This is a genomic window from Pusillimonas sp. T2, from assembly GCF_002236805.1.
Classification (GTDB): Bacteria; Pseudomonadota; Gammaproteobacteria; order Burkholderiales; family Burkholderiaceae_B; genus Neopusillimonas.
Window position 1 is genome coordinate 112366 of sequence record NZ_NIQA01000005.1, and the last position, 15118, is coordinate 127483.

Annotated in this window: 14 protein-coding genes; 5 read left to right on the forward strand and 9 right to left on the reverse strand. The window is 58.0% G+C overall.

Features of this window, described 5'->3' with window-relative positions; genetic code table 11:
- Positions 1-124: 124 nt before the first annotated feature.
- Genes PuT2_RS10145 through petA form a run of 3 tightly spaced genes read right to left on the reverse strand, consistent with a single transcriptional unit; the run spans position 125 to position 3077 of the window.
- Complete coding sequence (locus tag PuT2_RS10145) at positions 125-970, reverse strand: cytochrome c1 (protein WP_093970935.1); 846 nt, start codon at positions 968-970, stop codon at positions 125-127.
- 21 nt (positions 971-991) lie between these two features.
- Positions 992-2380, reverse strand: a complete 1389-nt coding sequence (locus PuT2_RS10150; RefSeq protein ID WP_093970936.1) for a cytochrome bc complex cytochrome b subunit — start codon at positions 2378-2380, stop codon at positions 992-994.
- A gap of 52 nt (positions 2381-2432) precedes the next feature.
- Positions 2433-3077: a ubiquinol-cytochrome c reductase iron-sulfur subunit gene (gene petA, locus PuT2_RS10155; RefSeq protein WP_093970937.1), complete on the reverse strand. Its 645-nt coding sequence runs from the start codon at positions 3075-3077 to the stop codon at positions 2433-2435.
- Positions 3078-3203: 126 nt separating this feature from the next.
- Between petA and mscL the strand changes: the two genes are divergently transcribed.
- A complete protein-coding gene (mscL, locus tag PuT2_RS10160; protein ID WP_093970938.1) occupies positions 3204-3662 on the forward strand; it encodes a large conductance mechanosensitive channel protein MscL in 459 nt (152 codons plus the stop codon).
- A 78-nt stretch (positions 3663-3740) separates the two neighbouring features.
- Here mscL and PuT2_RS10165 read toward each other — a convergent pair whose 3' ends face one another.
- Positions 3741-4517, reverse strand: coding sequence for a Nif3-like dinuclear metal center hexameric protein (locus tag PuT2_RS10165; protein ID WP_093970939.1), 777 nt, complete (start codon positions 4515-4517; stop codon positions 3741-3743).
- A gap of 14 nt (positions 4518-4531) precedes the next feature.
- Here PuT2_RS10165 and PuT2_RS10170 point away from each other — a divergent pair, with 14 nt between their 5' ends.
- Positions 4532-5686, forward strand: a complete 1155-nt coding sequence (locus PuT2_RS10170) for a S1C family serine protease (RefSeq protein WP_093971017.1) — start codon at positions 4532-4534, stop codon at positions 5684-5686.
- Positions 5687-5714: 28 nt separating this feature from the next.
- On the opposite strand, the gene PuT2_RS10175 is transcribed toward PuT2_RS10170, so the two are convergent.
- Positions 5715-7397 (reverse strand): sensor domain-containing diguanylate cyclase, encoded by a 1683-nt coding sequence (locus PuT2_RS10175; protein WP_093970940.1) that lies wholly within the window; start codon positions 7395-7397, stop codon positions 5715-5717.
- 188 nt (positions 7398-7585) lie between these two features.
- Between PuT2_RS10175 and PuT2_RS10180 the strand changes: the two genes are divergently transcribed.
- Entirely contained in the window at positions 7586-9076 is a 1491-nt protein-coding gene (locus PuT2_RS10180) for a mannitol dehydrogenase family protein (RefSeq protein WP_093970941.1), read from the forward strand.
- Here the strand turns inward: PuT2_RS10180 and galE are convergent.
- Complete coding sequence (galE, locus tag PuT2_RS10185; protein ID WP_093970942.1) at positions 9009-10034, reverse strand: UDP-glucose 4-epimerase GalE; 1026 nt, start codon at positions 10032-10034, stop codon at positions 9009-9011. The two genes, PuT2_RS10180 and galE, sit on opposite strands and share 68 nt — an antisense overlap.
- A gap of 74 nt (positions 10035-10108) precedes the next feature.
- Here galE and waaC point away from each other — a divergent pair, with 74 nt between their 5' ends.
- Both waaC and PuT2_RS10195 read left to right on the forward strand, forming a co-directional pair.
- Complete coding sequence (gene waaC / locus PuT2_RS10190) at positions 10109-11071, forward strand: lipopolysaccharide heptosyltransferase I (protein ID WP_093970943.1); 963 nt, start codon at positions 10109-10111, stop codon at positions 11069-11071.
- A complete protein-coding gene (locus tag PuT2_RS10195) occupies positions 11068-12423 on the forward strand; it encodes a 3-deoxy-D-manno-octulosonic acid transferase (RefSeq protein ID WP_093970944.1) in 1356 nt (451 codons plus the stop codon). The genes waaC and PuT2_RS10195 overlap by 4 nt, the downstream gene beginning before the upstream one ends.
- Here the strand turns inward: PuT2_RS10195 and galU are convergent.
- From galU to PuT2_RS10210, 3 genes are read right to left on the reverse strand one after another with little or no spacing between them, the layout of a single operon-like run.
- Positions 12386-13219, reverse strand: a complete 834-nt coding sequence (gene galU / locus PuT2_RS10200; RefSeq protein ID WP_093970945.1) for a UTP--glucose-1-phosphate uridylyltransferase GalU — start codon at positions 13217-13219, stop codon at positions 12386-12388. The two genes, PuT2_RS10195 and galU, sit on opposite strands and share 38 nt — an antisense overlap.
- Before the next feature lie 25 nt (positions 13220-13244).
- A complete protein-coding gene (locus tag PuT2_RS10205; protein ID WP_093970946.1) occupies positions 13245-14114 on the reverse strand; it encodes a type III pantothenate kinase in 870 nt (289 codons plus the stop codon).
- A gap of 14 nt (positions 14115-14128) precedes the next feature.
- Entirely contained in the window at positions 14129-15019 is an 891-nt protein-coding gene (locus tag PuT2_RS10210) for a biotin--[acetyl-CoA-carboxylase] ligase (protein WP_093970947.1), read from the reverse strand.
- Between the last annotated feature and the right edge of the window lie 99 nt (positions 15020-15118).

Here is a 15118-nt window from a genome sequence, read left to right on the forward strand (position 1 = left end):
TGAAAGAAAACAGGAGCGAGAAAAAACGTTGCTCAGAAAAGGGAAATAGGCGTAAGAACTTTTACGCCTATTTTCCGGGAGGGTAACGGCTAGGTGCCGTTACCTTGAGTGCGACAGCTGGCGCTTACTTGACGTGCTTCCAGTAGGCAGCATTCAGGCGCCATGCGACGACCAGGAAGAGCCCCAGGAACAGCAGGACCCAAACACCGATCTTCTTGCGGAGCAGCTGGTCGGGTTCGGCCATCCAGCCCAGGAAGTTGGCCAAGTCGGCAACGTTGTTGTCGAATTGGGTTTGCTGGGCTTTGCTGGTGTACTGGAACCGGGCCTCGGTTTTTTCGGAACCGCGGTAGTTTTGTACAGCTTCAGTTTTCGATTCGCCGTAACCCTGAGCGTCGTAGGTGGTGACGACACGTTCCCACTGAACCTTACCGTCTTTGTCGACGGGGTGAGTCAGTGTGCTGGTGTGCGTTACCGGACCTTGCAGTTGCCAGAGGACGTTAGGCATGGCCACGCTGGGGAAGACTGCGTTGTTCCAGCCGGACATTTTGGATGTGTCGCGGTAGAACGTGCGCAGGAAGGTGTAGACGTAGTCGACACCTGAAGGGCCCAGGTTGGTTGACTTGGCGCGTGCAATGACGGACAGGTCAGGTGGCGTGGTGCCAAACCATGCAGCGCCATCGGCGCGGCGCATGGCAATGTTCATCAGGTCGCCGACTTTGTCTGATGTGAAGAGGAGATTCTTTTTGATTTCTTCTTCGGTCAGGCCGATGTCGGTCAGACGGTTATACCGCATGGCCGATGCACTGTGGCAGTTCAGGCAGTAGTTGACGAACAGTTTGGCGCCGTTTTGCAGCGATGCCATATTGTTGATTCGGTCGGGTGCGGTGTCGAGCTCGTAGTTGCTGGTCGCCGCAAAAGCGACCGAGCAAGTCAGAGAAAGCGCCAGAGCACCAAGCAGCTTTTTAATCATAATCTTTCCGTGTCGTAAGGCCTAGTGAGCGTTGAACGTGATGCGGTCTGGGACTTGCTTGAAGGTGCCGATACGGCTCCAGACAGGCATCAGCAGGAAGAAGCCCAGGTAGATCAGCGTACCGATCTGGCTCATGAGGTTGAATACCGGGCTGGGCGGCTGCGTGCCCAAATAGCCCAACACCAGGAATGTGACAATGAAAATGCCGTACAAGTACTTGTGCCATGTAGGACGGTAGCGAATGGAGCGCACCGGTGAGTGGTCGAGCCATGGCAGGAAGAACAGGATGACAACCGAACCGCCCATGGCCACAACACCCCAGAATTTGGCGTCGATGGTGCGAAGCAGGACAGCGACGACAATAAGGATGACCGGTACGACGATACGCCACAGGCCACGCAGGTTGCCCTTGATGAACAGGGCAATGGCGCCCAGCACAGAAGCGGCAGCCAGAACCCATGTGAAATCATCGGTGATGGCGCGAAGCATGGAGTAGAACGGCGTGAAGTACCAAACCGGTGCGATGTGCGCTGGGGTCTTCAGTGGGTCGGCAGGGATGAAGTTGTTGTATTCAAGGAAGTACCCGCCCATTTCCGGGGCAAAGAACACAATGGCGGCAAAGACGATAAGGAAGCCGGCCACACCCATGATGTCGTGCACCGAGTAGTAGGGGTGGAACGGAATGCCATCGACTGGGTGGCCTTTGCTGTCTTTGGGGCCTTCTTTGATTTCGACGCCATCGGGGTTGTTGGAGCCCACTTCGTGCAATGCAATGATGTGTGCAACTACCAGGCCGATAAGTACCAGCGGAATGGCGATAACGTGGAAGGCGAAGAAGCGGTTCAGTGTGGCGTCGGAAACGACGTAGTCACCACGGATCCAGAGGGAGAGCTCGGGGCCGATGAAAGGAATAGCCGAGAACAGGTTGACGATAACCTGTGCACCCCAGTAGGACATTTGACCCCAGGGCAACAAGTAGCCCATGAAGGCTTCGCCCATAAGACAGAGGAAAATGGCCATGCCGAAGATCCAGACCAGTTCGCGAGGTTTGCGATACGAGCCATAGAACAAGCCGCGCAGCATGTGCAGGTAGACGACCACGAAGAACATGGACGCACCGGTGGAGTGCATGTAGCGGATCAGCCAACCCCAGGGGACTTCGCGCATGATGAACTCGACGGAATTGAACGCGAGGTTCCCGTCGGGTTTGTAGTTCATGACCAGGAAAATACCCGTGACAATCTGGATGACCAGCACAAGCAGTGCCAGCGAACCAAAGAAGTACCAGAAGTTGAAGTTTTTGGGAGCGTAGTATTCCGACATGTGCTCTTTGAACAATCGAGTCAGCGGAAAGCGCTTGTCGATCCATCCTAAGAGGCCTGTCGTTTCGACGGTTTTGTCACCAGCCATGGAAACGGTTCCTTTGTATCAGTGGCGTCTATATGAATTAAGTTTGAATGGCTTACGCCTTGTTGTCTTCGTCGACACCGATGATGACTCGGGAGCCGTCGGCCGAAAACTCGTAGGGCGGCACTTCGAGGTTGTCGGGTGCGGGTTTGTTTTTGTAAACCCGACCGGCGAGGTCGAAGGCAGAGCCATGGCAAGGGCAGAAGAAACCGCCTTCCCAGTCGGCGGGGAGGCCGGGCCCAGGGCCGGCGGCCAGTTCGGGCGTGGGCGAGCAACCCAGGTGGGTGCAAATACCTACCGCAACGAGGTACTCGGGCTTGCGTGAGCGGTATTCGTTTTTGGCGTAGGGTGGCGTGTAGCCAGGGCGGTCGGAGTTGGGGTCGGCCAGTTCGCCATCAAGCCCTTTGAGCGCTTCGAGCTGTTCGGGCGTGCGATGCAGAACCCAAACCGGCTTGCCGCGCCATTCGACTGTGCGCATTTGGCCTGGCGGGATCGAGGCAACGTCGAGTTCTACAGGAGCGCCAGCGGCTTTTGCCTTTTCTGACGGCGCAAAGCTGCCGACGAACGGAACTGCGGTGGCTACCCCGGCGACACCCCCAACGGCACAGGCGGTGGTAACCCAAAGACGGCGCGACGGATCGGGTGGGAGGTTGCTCAGATCAACCGCACCAGCGTCGTGCTGTGACTTATCCTGACTCATTCTTGTATCCTTAATTCATGCCCCTTAAAGGGCATTGCATTCAACGTTTTTACCGTATTGAATATTCTACCAACCGCGTATTATAGCGTTAGCCCGACGTTGGGTGAATTCACGGGAGATAAAAACATGAGCAAGGGTAAGGGCTTCATTGCCGAGTTTCAGGCATTTGCAGTACGTGGGAACATGATCGACTTGGCCGTCGGGGTGATTATCGGTGCGGCTTTTGGCAAGATCATCGACTCGCTGGTCAAAGACGTGATCATGCCGATCATCAGTTTTATTCTGGGCGGGCAGGTCGATTTCCGCAATTTGTTCTGGGTGCTGAAGGCGCCCGAAGGCTATACCGGCCCGCAAACCTACGACGAACTGGTCAAGGCCGGTGCCAACGTGTTTGCCTGGGGTAATTTCATCACCATCCTTATCAACTTCATTCTGCTGGCCTTTGTGGTGTTTCTGATGGTCAAGGCGGTTAACGCAGCCCGTAGCCGCCTTGAAAAGCAGAAAGAAGAGGTGCCCGCAGCGCCTGCGCCCACGCCTGAAGACGTTGCCTTGTTGCGCGAAATTCGCGACTTGCTCAAGAAGTAAGTGCCCGGCCCGACTGGGCCGACGCTTCCAGACGCCAAGCCTGGCAATTGGCCTGGTGTCCGGGCAGGGTGTTAGGTTTTAAATAGGGTTGTCCAGGTCGACAAAGTCGACCTGGATACCGAACTGTTGGGCGACGGCCTTGCCTAAGGCTTGTATGCCATAGCGTTCGGTGGCGTGGTGGCCGGCAGCAATAAATGCAACGCCGGTTTCGTGGGCCAGGTGGTAGTTTTGCTCCGATGCCTCACCCGTAATGTAGACCTGTGCGCCAGCCTCAATGGCCGCTTCTACAAAATTTTGTGCGCCACCTGTGCACCAGGCAATTTTTGCCGGGCGCTGCGTTGGGTCGCCAATGACAAGTGGCTTGCGGCCCAGCGCAGCTTCGATGTCATCAGAGAGGTTCTGCAAACTGTGGTTTGGTTTGCACGTGCCCAGCCACACCAGGTTATCGGGGCCGCATGTTTTTGGGGTTCCGTTTTCGTCGCGCAGCGGCGTCAGCCCCAATTTTTCGCCAAGTTGTGCATTGTTGCCCCATTTCGGGTGGGCATCCAGCGGCAAATGAAACCCAAAAACATTCAGGTCGTGCTGCAGAGCCAGTTGAAGGCGGCGGCGTTTGGGGCCTTTCACCCGGGGGTCTTCATTTTTCCAGAACCAGCCATGGTGCACCATGATGGCATCGGCCTTTCGGTCGATCGCGGTTTGTAGCAGTGCCTCCGAAGCGGTAACTCCGGCGATAATATGCGCAATCTGGTCTTTGCCTTCAACTTGCAGGCCGTTGGGGCAGTAGTCCCGAAACTGTGAAACCTGCAGGGTGTTGTCCAGCCAGGCAGCCAGATCTTTTGTCGCTACTGTTTTCATCTGTGCGTATTCCTATGCGTCGACTTTGGTTGTTGTTTGCGCAAACCGTGACGGTTTGTCTTGGTATTTTATTCATCGTCAGCACATTGCGTCCCGACTGGCTGTCTTTGCGCCCTGTGCAGAGGCAGTTGCCCGTTGCGACGGTAGCCCCGTCGGGCGTTATCGCCGCTCAAGGCAGCGCATCGTATTCGGCTGCGGTAGCCAGTGCAGCGCCGGCGGTCGTCAATATCTACACCACCAAACAGGTCGTCGAGCCCATTCTGCCGTTATTAAACGACCCCGATATGGCGCGACTGTTCAATCAGTTGCCGGGGTTCTCGCGCAGTCGAAAAACAACGGCGCTGGGGTCGGGTGTCGTTGTTGACGGCGAGGGTTATATCCTGACCAACTACCATGTTGTCGAGGCGGCCGATGATATCGAAATCGCCTTGAACGATGGGCGGCAGGCCAAGGCGCGCCTCATTGGCGCAGATCCGGAAACTGATCTGGCCGTGCTCAAGACCGACCTGAAAAACGTGCCGGCCATTGGCGTTGACGACCAGCAGCGTTTGGCTGTGGGCGACGTGGTGCTTGCGATTGGCAACCCCTTTGGTGTCGGGCAAACCACTACCCTGGGCATTGTCTCGGCGCTGGGGCGCAACCGTCTTGGCATCAATATGTACGAAAACTTCATCCAGACCGATGCGGCCATAAATCCGGGCAACTCGGGCGGTGCGCTTATCGATACGGCGGGTCGGCTGGTGGGTATCAATACGGCTATTTACTCTGAAACCGGCGGCTCGCTGGGAATTGGTTTTGCCATCCCTGCCGGCGTGGCCTTGAATGTAAAAAACCAAATTATCAAGCAGGGGTACGTGACCCGGGGCTGGATTGGTGTCGAACCGCAAGACATCACCTCCGACTTGGCTCGCGCTTTTGGCTTGCCCGACCTCGATGGGGTCATTATTGCCAGTGTTTTACGGCAGGGGCCGGGGGCTCGTTCGGGGCTCGCGGTGGGCGACATCGTCGTGGCCATCAACGACGAGCGCGTGCGAGATACGCTTGACTTTTTAGGCAAGGTAGCGCGCCTTGCGCCGGGTAAAAGCGCCGCGTTCAAAGTTGTGCGCAGCGGCAAGTCGCTTACCCTAGAGATACGGGTTGCGCAGCGGCCGCAAGGGCGTCGCGGCTAGCGGTCGGGCTGACTTTGGCTGTGCAAGGTTAATCAATCAGGGCGTCTTCGGCCGTGCAGGTTTCAACGCGGTTGCGGCCGTTGGTCTTGGCACGATACAGCGCCCGATCGGCATCATTCACAATGGCCATATCGTCTTTTTCAAGATGCGCAGGGCGCGCGCAGGCGACCCCGACACTGATTGTCAAGGCATCAACGCCCGCGGGCGGGGTCTGGCTGATCGCCAGGCATATCTTGACCGCAACTTCGTGGGCGTTCAGCAGATTGGTGTCCGGCAAAATCACAACGAACTCTTCGCCGCCAAAGCGAGCAATGAAATCGCTTTCACGAAGGTTGGCAGCCAGTACGGCCGCGCAGCCCTGCAAGGCACGGTCGCCTGCGTGGTGGCCATAGGTGTCGTTGATGCGTTTGAAATGGTCGATGTCCAGCATTAACACGGCGTAGGGTGTGCCGTTGCGCTTATAGCGCAAAAACTCGTCTTTCAGTCTTTCTGTAGCTGCCAGGCGGTTGCGCAGCCCAGTCAGGCTGTCTAGTCGTGCAAGTTGCTCAAGGTGCTCGTTGGCACCGCGCAGCTGTGCCGTACGCTCGTTAATGGTTTGTTCCAGCGACGCGTTGACCTCTTCCAGTTGGGTTTTACGTTGCAGCAGATTAAGCGTCATGTCGTGGAAGGCGCGGTAAAGCTCGCGGATTTCGAAGGGGCCTTTGAATTGCCGGGGCTCTGGCGGGGCCTCGGCGCCTGCCAGAACATCGCGGGCCACGCGGTGCAGGCGCTCGATGGGCCGGCTGGTTCGACGCGCCAGAATGTAGGCTACCAGCATGGCAATAGCTACGACCAGTAAGCCGAACAGGGCCAGCCGCTTGCGCAACTGTTCGACCGGCGCCAGCGCCAGCTCAACAGGCTGGCGGACGACGACTTTCCAGCCCAATTGCGTGCTTGTATTCGGGGAGACGATACTGGTGCTGGTTAAAAATAGCCCGCCGTCGGCCCAGGCCAAAGGCGCCCGGCCGGCGTCGGATAAATCGGGTACCGTTAGTTCGCCGATTTTGGCGTACGGGTAGAGGATTTCGTTTTGCGAGTTGATGACGAACACTTCGATCCCATCGGACAACGTGCCCGTGCTGACCGTGCTTTCTATCAAGCTGGTCACCCAGCTCCAGTGGGCGTGTGTGGCCAGTACGCCCAGCGTATTGCCGTTGTTGTCGATGATGGGGGCCGCAAAGTCGACAAACCGCATCGGTTCGTTTGAGTGATTGGGCAACATCTGGGCCAGCAATACGGCCTCGTGCAGGTCCCCCAGGTGGGGGGCCTTGATGCCCTCGATGAACCAGGGGCGGTTGGCAACGCTTTGCCCTTCGAGCATGTCGTTGGCAGCGGCGCGAACGGTACCTTCGGCATCGGCTACGCCGACCCAGGCATAGTCGGGGTAAGCGTCTTGTAAGTCTTCCAGCAATCCCTGAATGGCGTCGTCGTCCAGAGATTTTTCGAGAAGTGAGGGGGCCTGACTCAGGACAATAATGGCGCGTTTGCGTTCGGTGATGCTGGTGGCCAATGTTTGGGCAATGGCGTCGGACACGCTGGACAGGCGGTTTTTGCTGGCCGTGGCGAGTTGTTCGGACGATGCCTGGTCAACGTAGACAACCAGCCCGACGCTGACAAGCAACGTAAGGCCCCCCAGGGCAAGCATAAGTTGTGTGCGAAACGAAGAAAACATATCGTTTGTTTTGTTGGGGCCCTGGCGGTTGGTTTATACCGGTCGGGGCTGCTGTAAGACCGGTGGGCCGGGCGGGTTCTGGGTGTGGCGCAGTTTGGCGGCTTGATGCGGTTGCCTTGTTGCTGCGTTGAATTGCCAAAAGTAATGCACACGTTGAATAATGACAAATTCTACACAGGTAAATCCTCATGAACAGATTAAGCGAAAAAACGTTGGTTGAGTTGCCTTCCACCGTGGCCAAACCCGGCTACGACCGGGCGGCTGCAGGCGTCCGGATGGTGCATCTGGGGGCGGGCGCGTTTTTTCGCAGTCATTTGGCGGTTTATGCCGACGATCTGCTCGAACAGGGCGAGGCCGATTGGGGCGTGTGTGCAGTCAGCCTGAAGAGCCCAGGGGTCGATCAGGCGCTGGCGCCGCAAGATGGTTTATATACCTTGTTGGTTGATGACGGTCGCAAGACGCGCGCACGTGTCATTGGAAGCTTGAAGCCGGTGCTCAACCTCGTCCAGCAAGGTGAGCAGGTCATGGCAGCGTTGTTGCACCCCGATACGGCCGTGGTTTCGTTGACCATTACGCATCGTGGCTATTGCTATGACCCGGCCGGCGACTGCCTGAATCAGGCCTTGCCCGAGATCAATGCCGATTTGCGTACGCCTGAACGCCCGCAGTCCGCAATTGGCGTGTTGGCCTGGGCGATTGCGCAGCGGCAAGCCCGGGGGCTCAAGCCGTTTACCTTGCTAAGTTGCGACAACATGCCGGCTAACGGCAAGGTGTTGCAGCGTGTGCTGGCGCATTACATCGAGCAGGCCGAGCCGCAACTGGGCGTGCCTGGCTTGTTAAGACAGTTCATGGAGCAATATGCATGCCCCTGCACCTTGGTGGATCGCATGACGCCGCAAGTCCAAGAGGCCGATCTGGAGCGAACTGCCGGCATTCTGGGTTTGCACGATGCCGCGCCTGTCATTACCGAGCCTTATGCCTTGTTTGTCATTCAAGATTGGTTCTGCAACGATCGCCCGCCCTTGGAAAATGCGGGCGCCATCCTTACGCCGCATGTCGGGCCCTACGAAGAACTCCGTTATCGCTTGCTTGACGCGGGCTATTTAACGCTAGGTTTGCTGGGTAGCCTGGCAGGTTGCCAAACCCTTTATCAGGCTATGCAAAAGCCCGAAATCACCTTGTTTATGGTCGGGTTGATGGCGGACGCGGGCGTAACGCTTGAGAAACATACCGGCATTGCCTGGGAAGAGTATCAGCAGCAATGGTTGATGCGTTTTGCCAATCCGTCTTTGCGGGTGTCGACGCGGCAGTTGGTTGCCGAAGTCAGCCAAGTGTTGCCTTACGCTGTGCTGCCAGTCGTTGCCGATCGTTTGCGCCAGGGGCTGTCCATTGATCGTCACGCGCGTGTTGTGGCGGCTTGGTTGCGTCATCTCATGCAAGTTAGCGCATCGCAGGCCGTGTCTGACGACATGGGGGCCGGGCCGTTGGCTGCGCAAATTCGGGCATTGGGCGGCGAAGCGGCAGACCCTTACGAGCTAACCGAAACTGTGCTGGCGTCGTCCGATGTGTTCGGGGCGGCGTTGTCAGAAGACCTGGAGTTCCGGCGTTGCGTTACGACTCAGTTGCTTGATTTGCTTGACCAGTTTCCCAGCGCCACGCATCTTCGCACATCTGGTTGATACCTAGTTTGGCGCGCCAGCCAATGAGCTTTGCCGCCAGCTCGGTGTCGGCAAAGCAGGCCGCGATGTCGCCTGGTCGGCGAGGCACCAGGTCGTAGGGTATGGCGCGGCCGCTGGCCGCTTCGAAGGCACGCACCATCTCGAGTACCGAGAAACCGTTGCCGGTGCCCAGGTTGACGCTTAGCAGGGCACGGCTTTGGGTTTTGCAGTGTTGCAGTGCGGCCAGGTGGCCCTGCGCCAAGTCCATGACATGAATGTAGTCACGCACGCCTGTGCCGTCGGGCGTGTTGTAGTCGCTGCCAAACACTTGAAGCCGCTCGCGCCGGCCAGTAGCCACTTGGGCCACATAAGGCATGAGGTTGTTGGGGGTGCCTTGCGGCGCCTCGCCAATTAGGCCGCTGGGGTGTGCGCCTACCGGGTTGAAATAGCGCAAACGCGCAATACGCCAGTCCGGCTCGGCGTTGTACAGATTTTCAAGAATGTCTTCGATGACCAGTTTGGTGTGCCCATAGGGGTTGGTTGCCGAACGCGGGTGGTCTTCGGTGATGGGCAGACTGACCGGGTCGCCATATACCGTGGCCGATGACGAAAAGATAAATGTTTTGACGCCCGCTTTTTGCGCGGCCTGCAGCAGGCAGACGGTGCCGTTGACGTTGTTGTCGTAGTACTGAAGCGGCAATTGGGTTGATTCGCCTACGGCCTTAAGCCCGGCAAAGTGCATGATGCCGGCAATATTGTGATTTTTGAACAGCGTGTCGAGCAGGTCAGTATCGCGGATATCACCCTGGATGAAGTCAGGACGGGTGCCGCTGATTTGGGCGATACGGTCGATAACGTTAAGCCTGCTGTTGCACAGGTTGTCCAGCACCAGGGTACGGTAGCCAGCCTGCTGCAAAAGGACGGTGGTGTGGCTGCCGATAAAGCCGGTGCCGCCAGTAACAAGTATGGTCGAAGTCATGGCCGGTATTTTAGCGTTTTGTGCCGTTTCAATTGACAGGTTTCTTCTGGTTTCCGAGTCTTTATAATCGCGCCATGACGAAAAAAATACTTATTGTGCGCACCTCGTCGCTGGGTGACCTGGTGCATATGCTGCCCGCAATTTCCGATATTGCCCGCCATGTGCCCGGCGCCCAGATCGATTGGCTGGCCGAAGAGGCCTTTGCCGAAATTCCTGGGTGGCATCCAGCGGTTCATGAAGTGATCAAGGTGGCGCATCGCCGCTGGCGTAAAAGCTGGTGGTCCTCGCAAACGCGATCCGAACGTGCTGCCCTGAAGAAGAACCTCAAGGCGCGGCATTACGATATCGTCCTCGATATGCAGGCGCTGATGAAGTCGATCTGGCTGGTGCGTCAAACGCAGGGGGTTCGTCACGGGTTAGACCGCAAATCGGCACGCGAACCTTTGGCATCGCTCTTTTACGATGTCAAACATCGGGTGGAGTTCTGGCAGCCGGCGGTTCCGCGGCAACGGCAGTTGGCCGGGCTGGCATTTGGTTATACCCCCGAGGGCGAGCCCGATTTCGGCTTGCAGGCGTTTACCGAGGGTCAGGCTATCGAACCCTATGCCGTCATCATGCCGTCAGCCAGCCGCGATGATAAGCTCTGGCCAGAACAAGATTGGCATGCTGTGTTCGAGCGATTGGCGCAATCGGGTTTGTCGCTGAAGTTGTTGGCCGGTAATGCGGCCGAAACGGCGCGCGCGCAGGCTTTGATAGCCGGCGTGCCTAATGCGCAGGTGATGCCTCGCATGAGCCTGACCGATATTGCGCGGCTGTTGGCTAGGGCCCGCCTGATGGTCGGCCTCGATAGCGGGCTGACGCATTTGTCGGCGGGACTGGGGCGCCCGACCATTGGCATTTATAAAGCCTCGACGCCAGTACGCACGCCCTTGCAAGGGTCTGGCTATACCGCGAGCCTGGGCGAGCGGGGTCAGGCGCCTTCTGCACAAACGGTGATCAGTGCCATTGACCAGGCCCTGGCCTCGGAGGCGTTTTGAACAGGTTTTTCTATAACGTCAGCATCCGTATGCTGTCGCCGTTGCTGATGGCCTGGATGGGATTGCGCGCGCGGCGTGCCGGTGGTCGTTGGGAAGTCTTGTCGGGGGCGCGGTTTGGCCGCTACGCGCAACCGGCCACCCAGTCGTCGCCGGTGTGGGTGCATGCCGTCAGCCTGGGTGAGGTTCGCGCTGCACAGCCTTTTATTCAGGCGCTGCTCGATCAGGGCGATCAGGTCTTATTAACCCACATGACGGTGACGGGTCGTGAAGAGGCAGCCCGCGCCTTCGCTCACGCTATTGCCGATGGTCAGTTGGTGCAGCAATGGATGCCATACGATTTCCCAGGTAGTGCCCGCCGGTTTCTCGAACATTATCAGCCCTCGCTGGCAGTGCTCATCGAGCGCGAAGTTTGGCCGAACATCATTGCTGAGGCGCACGCACTGAATATTCCCCTTGTGTTGGCCAGTGCGCGTTTCTCCGACCAGTCATTGCGTCAAACCCTACGGGCTGGCGCTGTCATGCGAGAGGCCTATCAAAGTTTTCAGGCGGTGTATGCACAAACCTTGCAAGATGCCCAGCGCCTTGAGCAGGCTGGTGTGCAGGGAGTGCGCGTGTCGGGTAATTTCAAGTTCGATGTGTCACTGTCAAAAGAGCACGTGCAGCGCGGGCGCGCTTTTGCCGAAGCCCTGCCGCGTAACATGATCACCATTGCGAGTACGCGCGAAGGCGAAGACGAGCTTTTTATCAAGGCTATTCTCAAGCAGGTGGCGCGGGCTCGGGGGCAGGGCGTGAGTCTGGCCGATCGTGTGCTGTTTTGCATTGTGCCCCGTCATCCGCAGCGCTTTGATGATGTCGCGCAGTTGCTGGCCGATGCAGGTATTTCGTTTTTGCGTCGATCCGAGTTCGTGCAATCAGGAGAAACCGGCGCAGCCAATGCCCGCATTTGCAGCCGCAATCATCAACTGGTGTTGCTGGGCGACAGCCTGGGCGAAATGCCGCGCTATTACGCGGCCAGCAAGGTAGCCATTGTGGCGGGCAGTTTTTTGCCTTTCGGCGGTCAGAATTTGATCGAAGCCTGCGCCATTGGTACCCCGGTTCTGGTCGGCCCGCACACCGATAACTTCGAGCAGGCCGTATTTGACGCCATCCAAGAGGGCGCCGCTTTGCGCGCCCCGAATGCCGAGGTCGCATTGCAGCAGGCCTTGCAGTTACTTGACGAACCGCAACGTTTGCACCGTATTGGTGAAGCCGGCACGCATTGGGTTCAAAAGCATGCCGGCGCGGTTGCCCGCGTGGTGTCGGGTATCAACGAGCTCAGGAGAGCCCGTGGTATTTACGTCCCAGCTCCATAGTGGCCTTATAAAACCCGGCTTTGCTGCCGCAGTCGTAGCGGGTGCCTTCGTATTCCAACCCAAACACCTGGCGCTCTTGCAACAGGCTGGCAATGCCGTCGGTCAGTTGTATTTCACCGCCCACACCGGCTTGCGTGCGTCGCAAGTGCTCGAAAATCTCGGGTTCTAGTACGTAACGCCCCACCACTGCCAATGTTGAAGGGGCTTCGGCGGGCGCTGGCTTTTCGACAATCCCGCCGACTCTAACAGTGCGGTCGTTGACGGCGTGGCCTGAAATAATGCCGTATTTATTGGTGTCGGCACGGTCGACGTGGTGCGTGGCCAGCACGCTGCCATTGTGCTGGTGCGCTGCTTCGATCAGTTGGTGCGTAACCGGCATGTTGGCGTCGATCAGGTCGTCGGCCAGCAGCACGACAAAGGGTTCGTTGCCCACAATAGGCGCGGCGCAAAGAACGGCGTGGCCCAAACCCAGTGGCGCCGGCTGCCGCGTGTAGATGCAGGTGACGTACGATGGCAAAACATTGCGCACGGCATCCAGCAGCGCCTGTTTGTTCTTGGCAGCCAGATCGGCTTCGAGTTCGGGGGCGCTGTCAAAGTGGTCTTCAATGGCGCGTTTATTTCGGCCAGTGATAAAAATAAGATCGGTAATCCCTGCCGCAACTGCTTCTTCAACGGCATATTGAATCAGCGGCTTGTCGACAATGGGCAGCATTTCTTTGGGCATGGCTTTGGTTGCCGGAAGAAAACGTGTGCCCATACCAGCCACGGGGAAAACGGCCTTGCGAATTGGTTTCATAGGTATCTGGATAAAGAGTCGACGGCTAAGTGCACGTAGCGGGAGATTGTAACGCTAGTGCACTCAGGCCATCTAGCACGGGTGTGCTCAGCCACTCGATGGGTGTTTGGGGCAGGCCCAGTTGTTGCTGGGTAAAGTGCAACAGGCGTCGGGTTTCTTCTTGTACCAATGGCCAGCCCCCCCCAGCGCTGTATATCAGCGGGCCATGCCCGTAGTATTCCAGGCCTATCAGCCATTGACGCAAAACTGCACCCGCTTGCGCCGCCGCGACACCGGTACTGATGGCTTGGTGTGTGTGTGTCGGGTAGGCGGTTGGTTCGCTATGGGCCTCGGGCAGGTTAGCGGTACCTTCGGCCAGCGATGTCTTCATGAGTGCCGGGCCTGGCAAAATAGTGCCGCCTTTGAATGCGTATCGGATGCTGTTGGGCGCGCTACGGGCAACGTCGACCACCAGGGTGTCGATGGTGGTGGCGGTGCCAAAACTGGCCAGAATTATGGGTGGGAAGACACCTTGGGCAATTGCGCCGACATTTTCAGATATTTTCGGATGCGGGCGATGGGCTAGCCCCAGCATAGATAGCCAGCGGTCGGGGCCAAGCTGCACCGGGTTGTCGTAGGCGTTGGTGACGTTAAGCGCTTCTTCTTGGCCTTTTACCCATTCAATCGGGCAGTCGTGCAAATGAAAAACGTCTTCTATGGCGGCAGCCACGACGTCGCCGGCGACGTTGACGCCCAAGGCTTTTTCGGGCGTTGCAGGCAGTTTGCCCAGCCAATGGCTGAGCTGGTCGAGGTTGTCGTGCGTCAGGGCAATGGGGTCGGTTTCCCGTGCGCCGGTGCTGGGGTCGACCCAGCCTGCTTTGACACGGGTGTTTCCGGCGTCGATCAATACAATCATGGGTGCCTCCGTAATCAGACCCTGGGTGTCAGATGGCCCGGTGTGCGGGTGCGCACAGATACTTCGCCGACCGACATGGCGGTTTCACCTTCGGGGCCGCGTACCAGCAACTGGCCGGTGGTGTTGACCCCGCAGGCGATACCGGCCTGTATAAGCCGGCCGTCGTCAATGATATGAACATGTTGCCCGATTAAACCGTCGACGGCATGGTAGCGTTCGGGAAAATGTTCGAAACCATCGCGCGTGGCTTCATTAAATACCTGGTACCAGGCTTTGGCAATAGTCTGTACCAGGGCGGTAGCGGTGGCAGATCCTGCCTCGGCTGGGTCTGTGGCGGCAATTTCAGACCAGTCGGCGACAGAGCGGTCGAGCGACTGGCTAAGGGTGCGAGCGTCGTCAATGTTCAGGCCCATACCGACAATAATGACATGATGGTCGCTCGATTGCCGTGCGGTACCGGCGCGCGTGCTTTCAACCAAAATGCCTGCCAGCTTGGCGTTGTCCCAAAGGACGTCATTGGGCCATTTCATGGTCAGGCGGTTACGGTGCGCCGGGCTGATGAACGTCCTGAGGGCCTCGCACGTGGCCACGCCGGTCAGGGGGGAGAGCACCGGCAGGTGTCGGGCAGGCACAAAAATATCAAAAGCACACGAGAACATCAGGTTCGCCCCGCGACGATTTTGCCATGTGCGTCCGGCCCGGCCACGGCCTCGTTGCTGCAGGTGTGCGCCTTCTAGCCATGGGCGTGCATATATCTCGCTGGGTTCGCGCGCCAGGGCGACCAGGTCGGCGTTGGTCGAGCCGGTTTCGTCGAGCCAGCGTACATACCGAAACGCCGGTAGCGCCTGGGTAAGCAGGGTTTGAAATGCGGCGGGTTCGGGGATTTTTGGGAATGGGCTCGACATAAAGATCTGGCTGTGCGGGGGCGGTGGGCTGCCGATTCGCGTTAAGCTTTATGGTGGATGCTGGGTGTAATGTTCAGCAAATAGCGTAGTGTAAATCTT

Coding starts and splice junctions, on each gene's coding strand:
- galE (WP_093970942.1), bottom strand. CDS start 10,034: ATGACTTCGACCATACTTGTTACTGGCGGCACCGGCTTTATCGGCAGC.
- petA (WP_093970937.1), bottom strand. CDS start 3,077: ATGAGTCAGGATAAGTCACAGCACGACGCTGGTGCGGTTGATCTGAGC.
- PuT2_RS10175 (WP_093970940.1), bottom strand. CDS start 7,397: ATGTTTTCTTCGTTTCGCACACAACTTATGCTTGCCCTGGGGGGCCTT.
- PuT2_RS10180 (WP_093970941.1), top strand. CDS start 7,586: ATGAACAGATTAAGCGAAAAAACGTTGGTTGAGTTGCCTTCCACCGTG.
- PuT2_RS10205 (WP_093970946.1), bottom strand. CDS start 14,114: ATGATTGTATTGATCGACGCCGGAAACACCCGTGTCAAAGCAGGCTGG.
- PuT2_RS10165 (WP_093970939.1), bottom strand. CDS start 4,517: ATGAAAACAGTAGCGACAAAAGATCTGGCTGCCTGGCTGGACAACACC.
- PuT2_RS10170 (WP_093971017.1), top strand. CDS start 4,532: ATGCGTCGACTTTGGTTGTTGTTTGCGCAAACCGTGACGGTTTGTCTT.
- mscL (WP_093970938.1), top strand. CDS start 3,204: ATGAGCAAGGGTAAGGGCTTCATTGCCGAGTTTCAGGCATTTGCAGTA.
- galU (WP_093970945.1), bottom strand. CDS start 13,219: ATGAAACCAATTCGCAAGGCCGTTTTCCCCGTGGCTGGTATGGGCACA.
- waaC (WP_093970943.1), top strand. CDS start 10,109: ATGACGAAAAAAATACTTATTGTGCGCACCTCGTCGCTGGGTGACCTG.
- PuT2_RS10210 (WP_093970947.1), bottom strand. CDS start 15,019: ATGTCGAGCCCATTCCCAAAAATCCCCGAACCCGCCGCATTTCAAACC.
- PuT2_RS10145 (WP_093970935.1), bottom strand. CDS start 970: ATGATTAAAAAGCTGCTTGGTGCTCTGGCGCTTTCTCTGACTTGCTCG.
- PuT2_RS10150 (WP_093970936.1), bottom strand. CDS start 2,380: ATGGCTGGTGACAAAACCGTCGAAACGACAGGCCTCTTAGGATGGATC.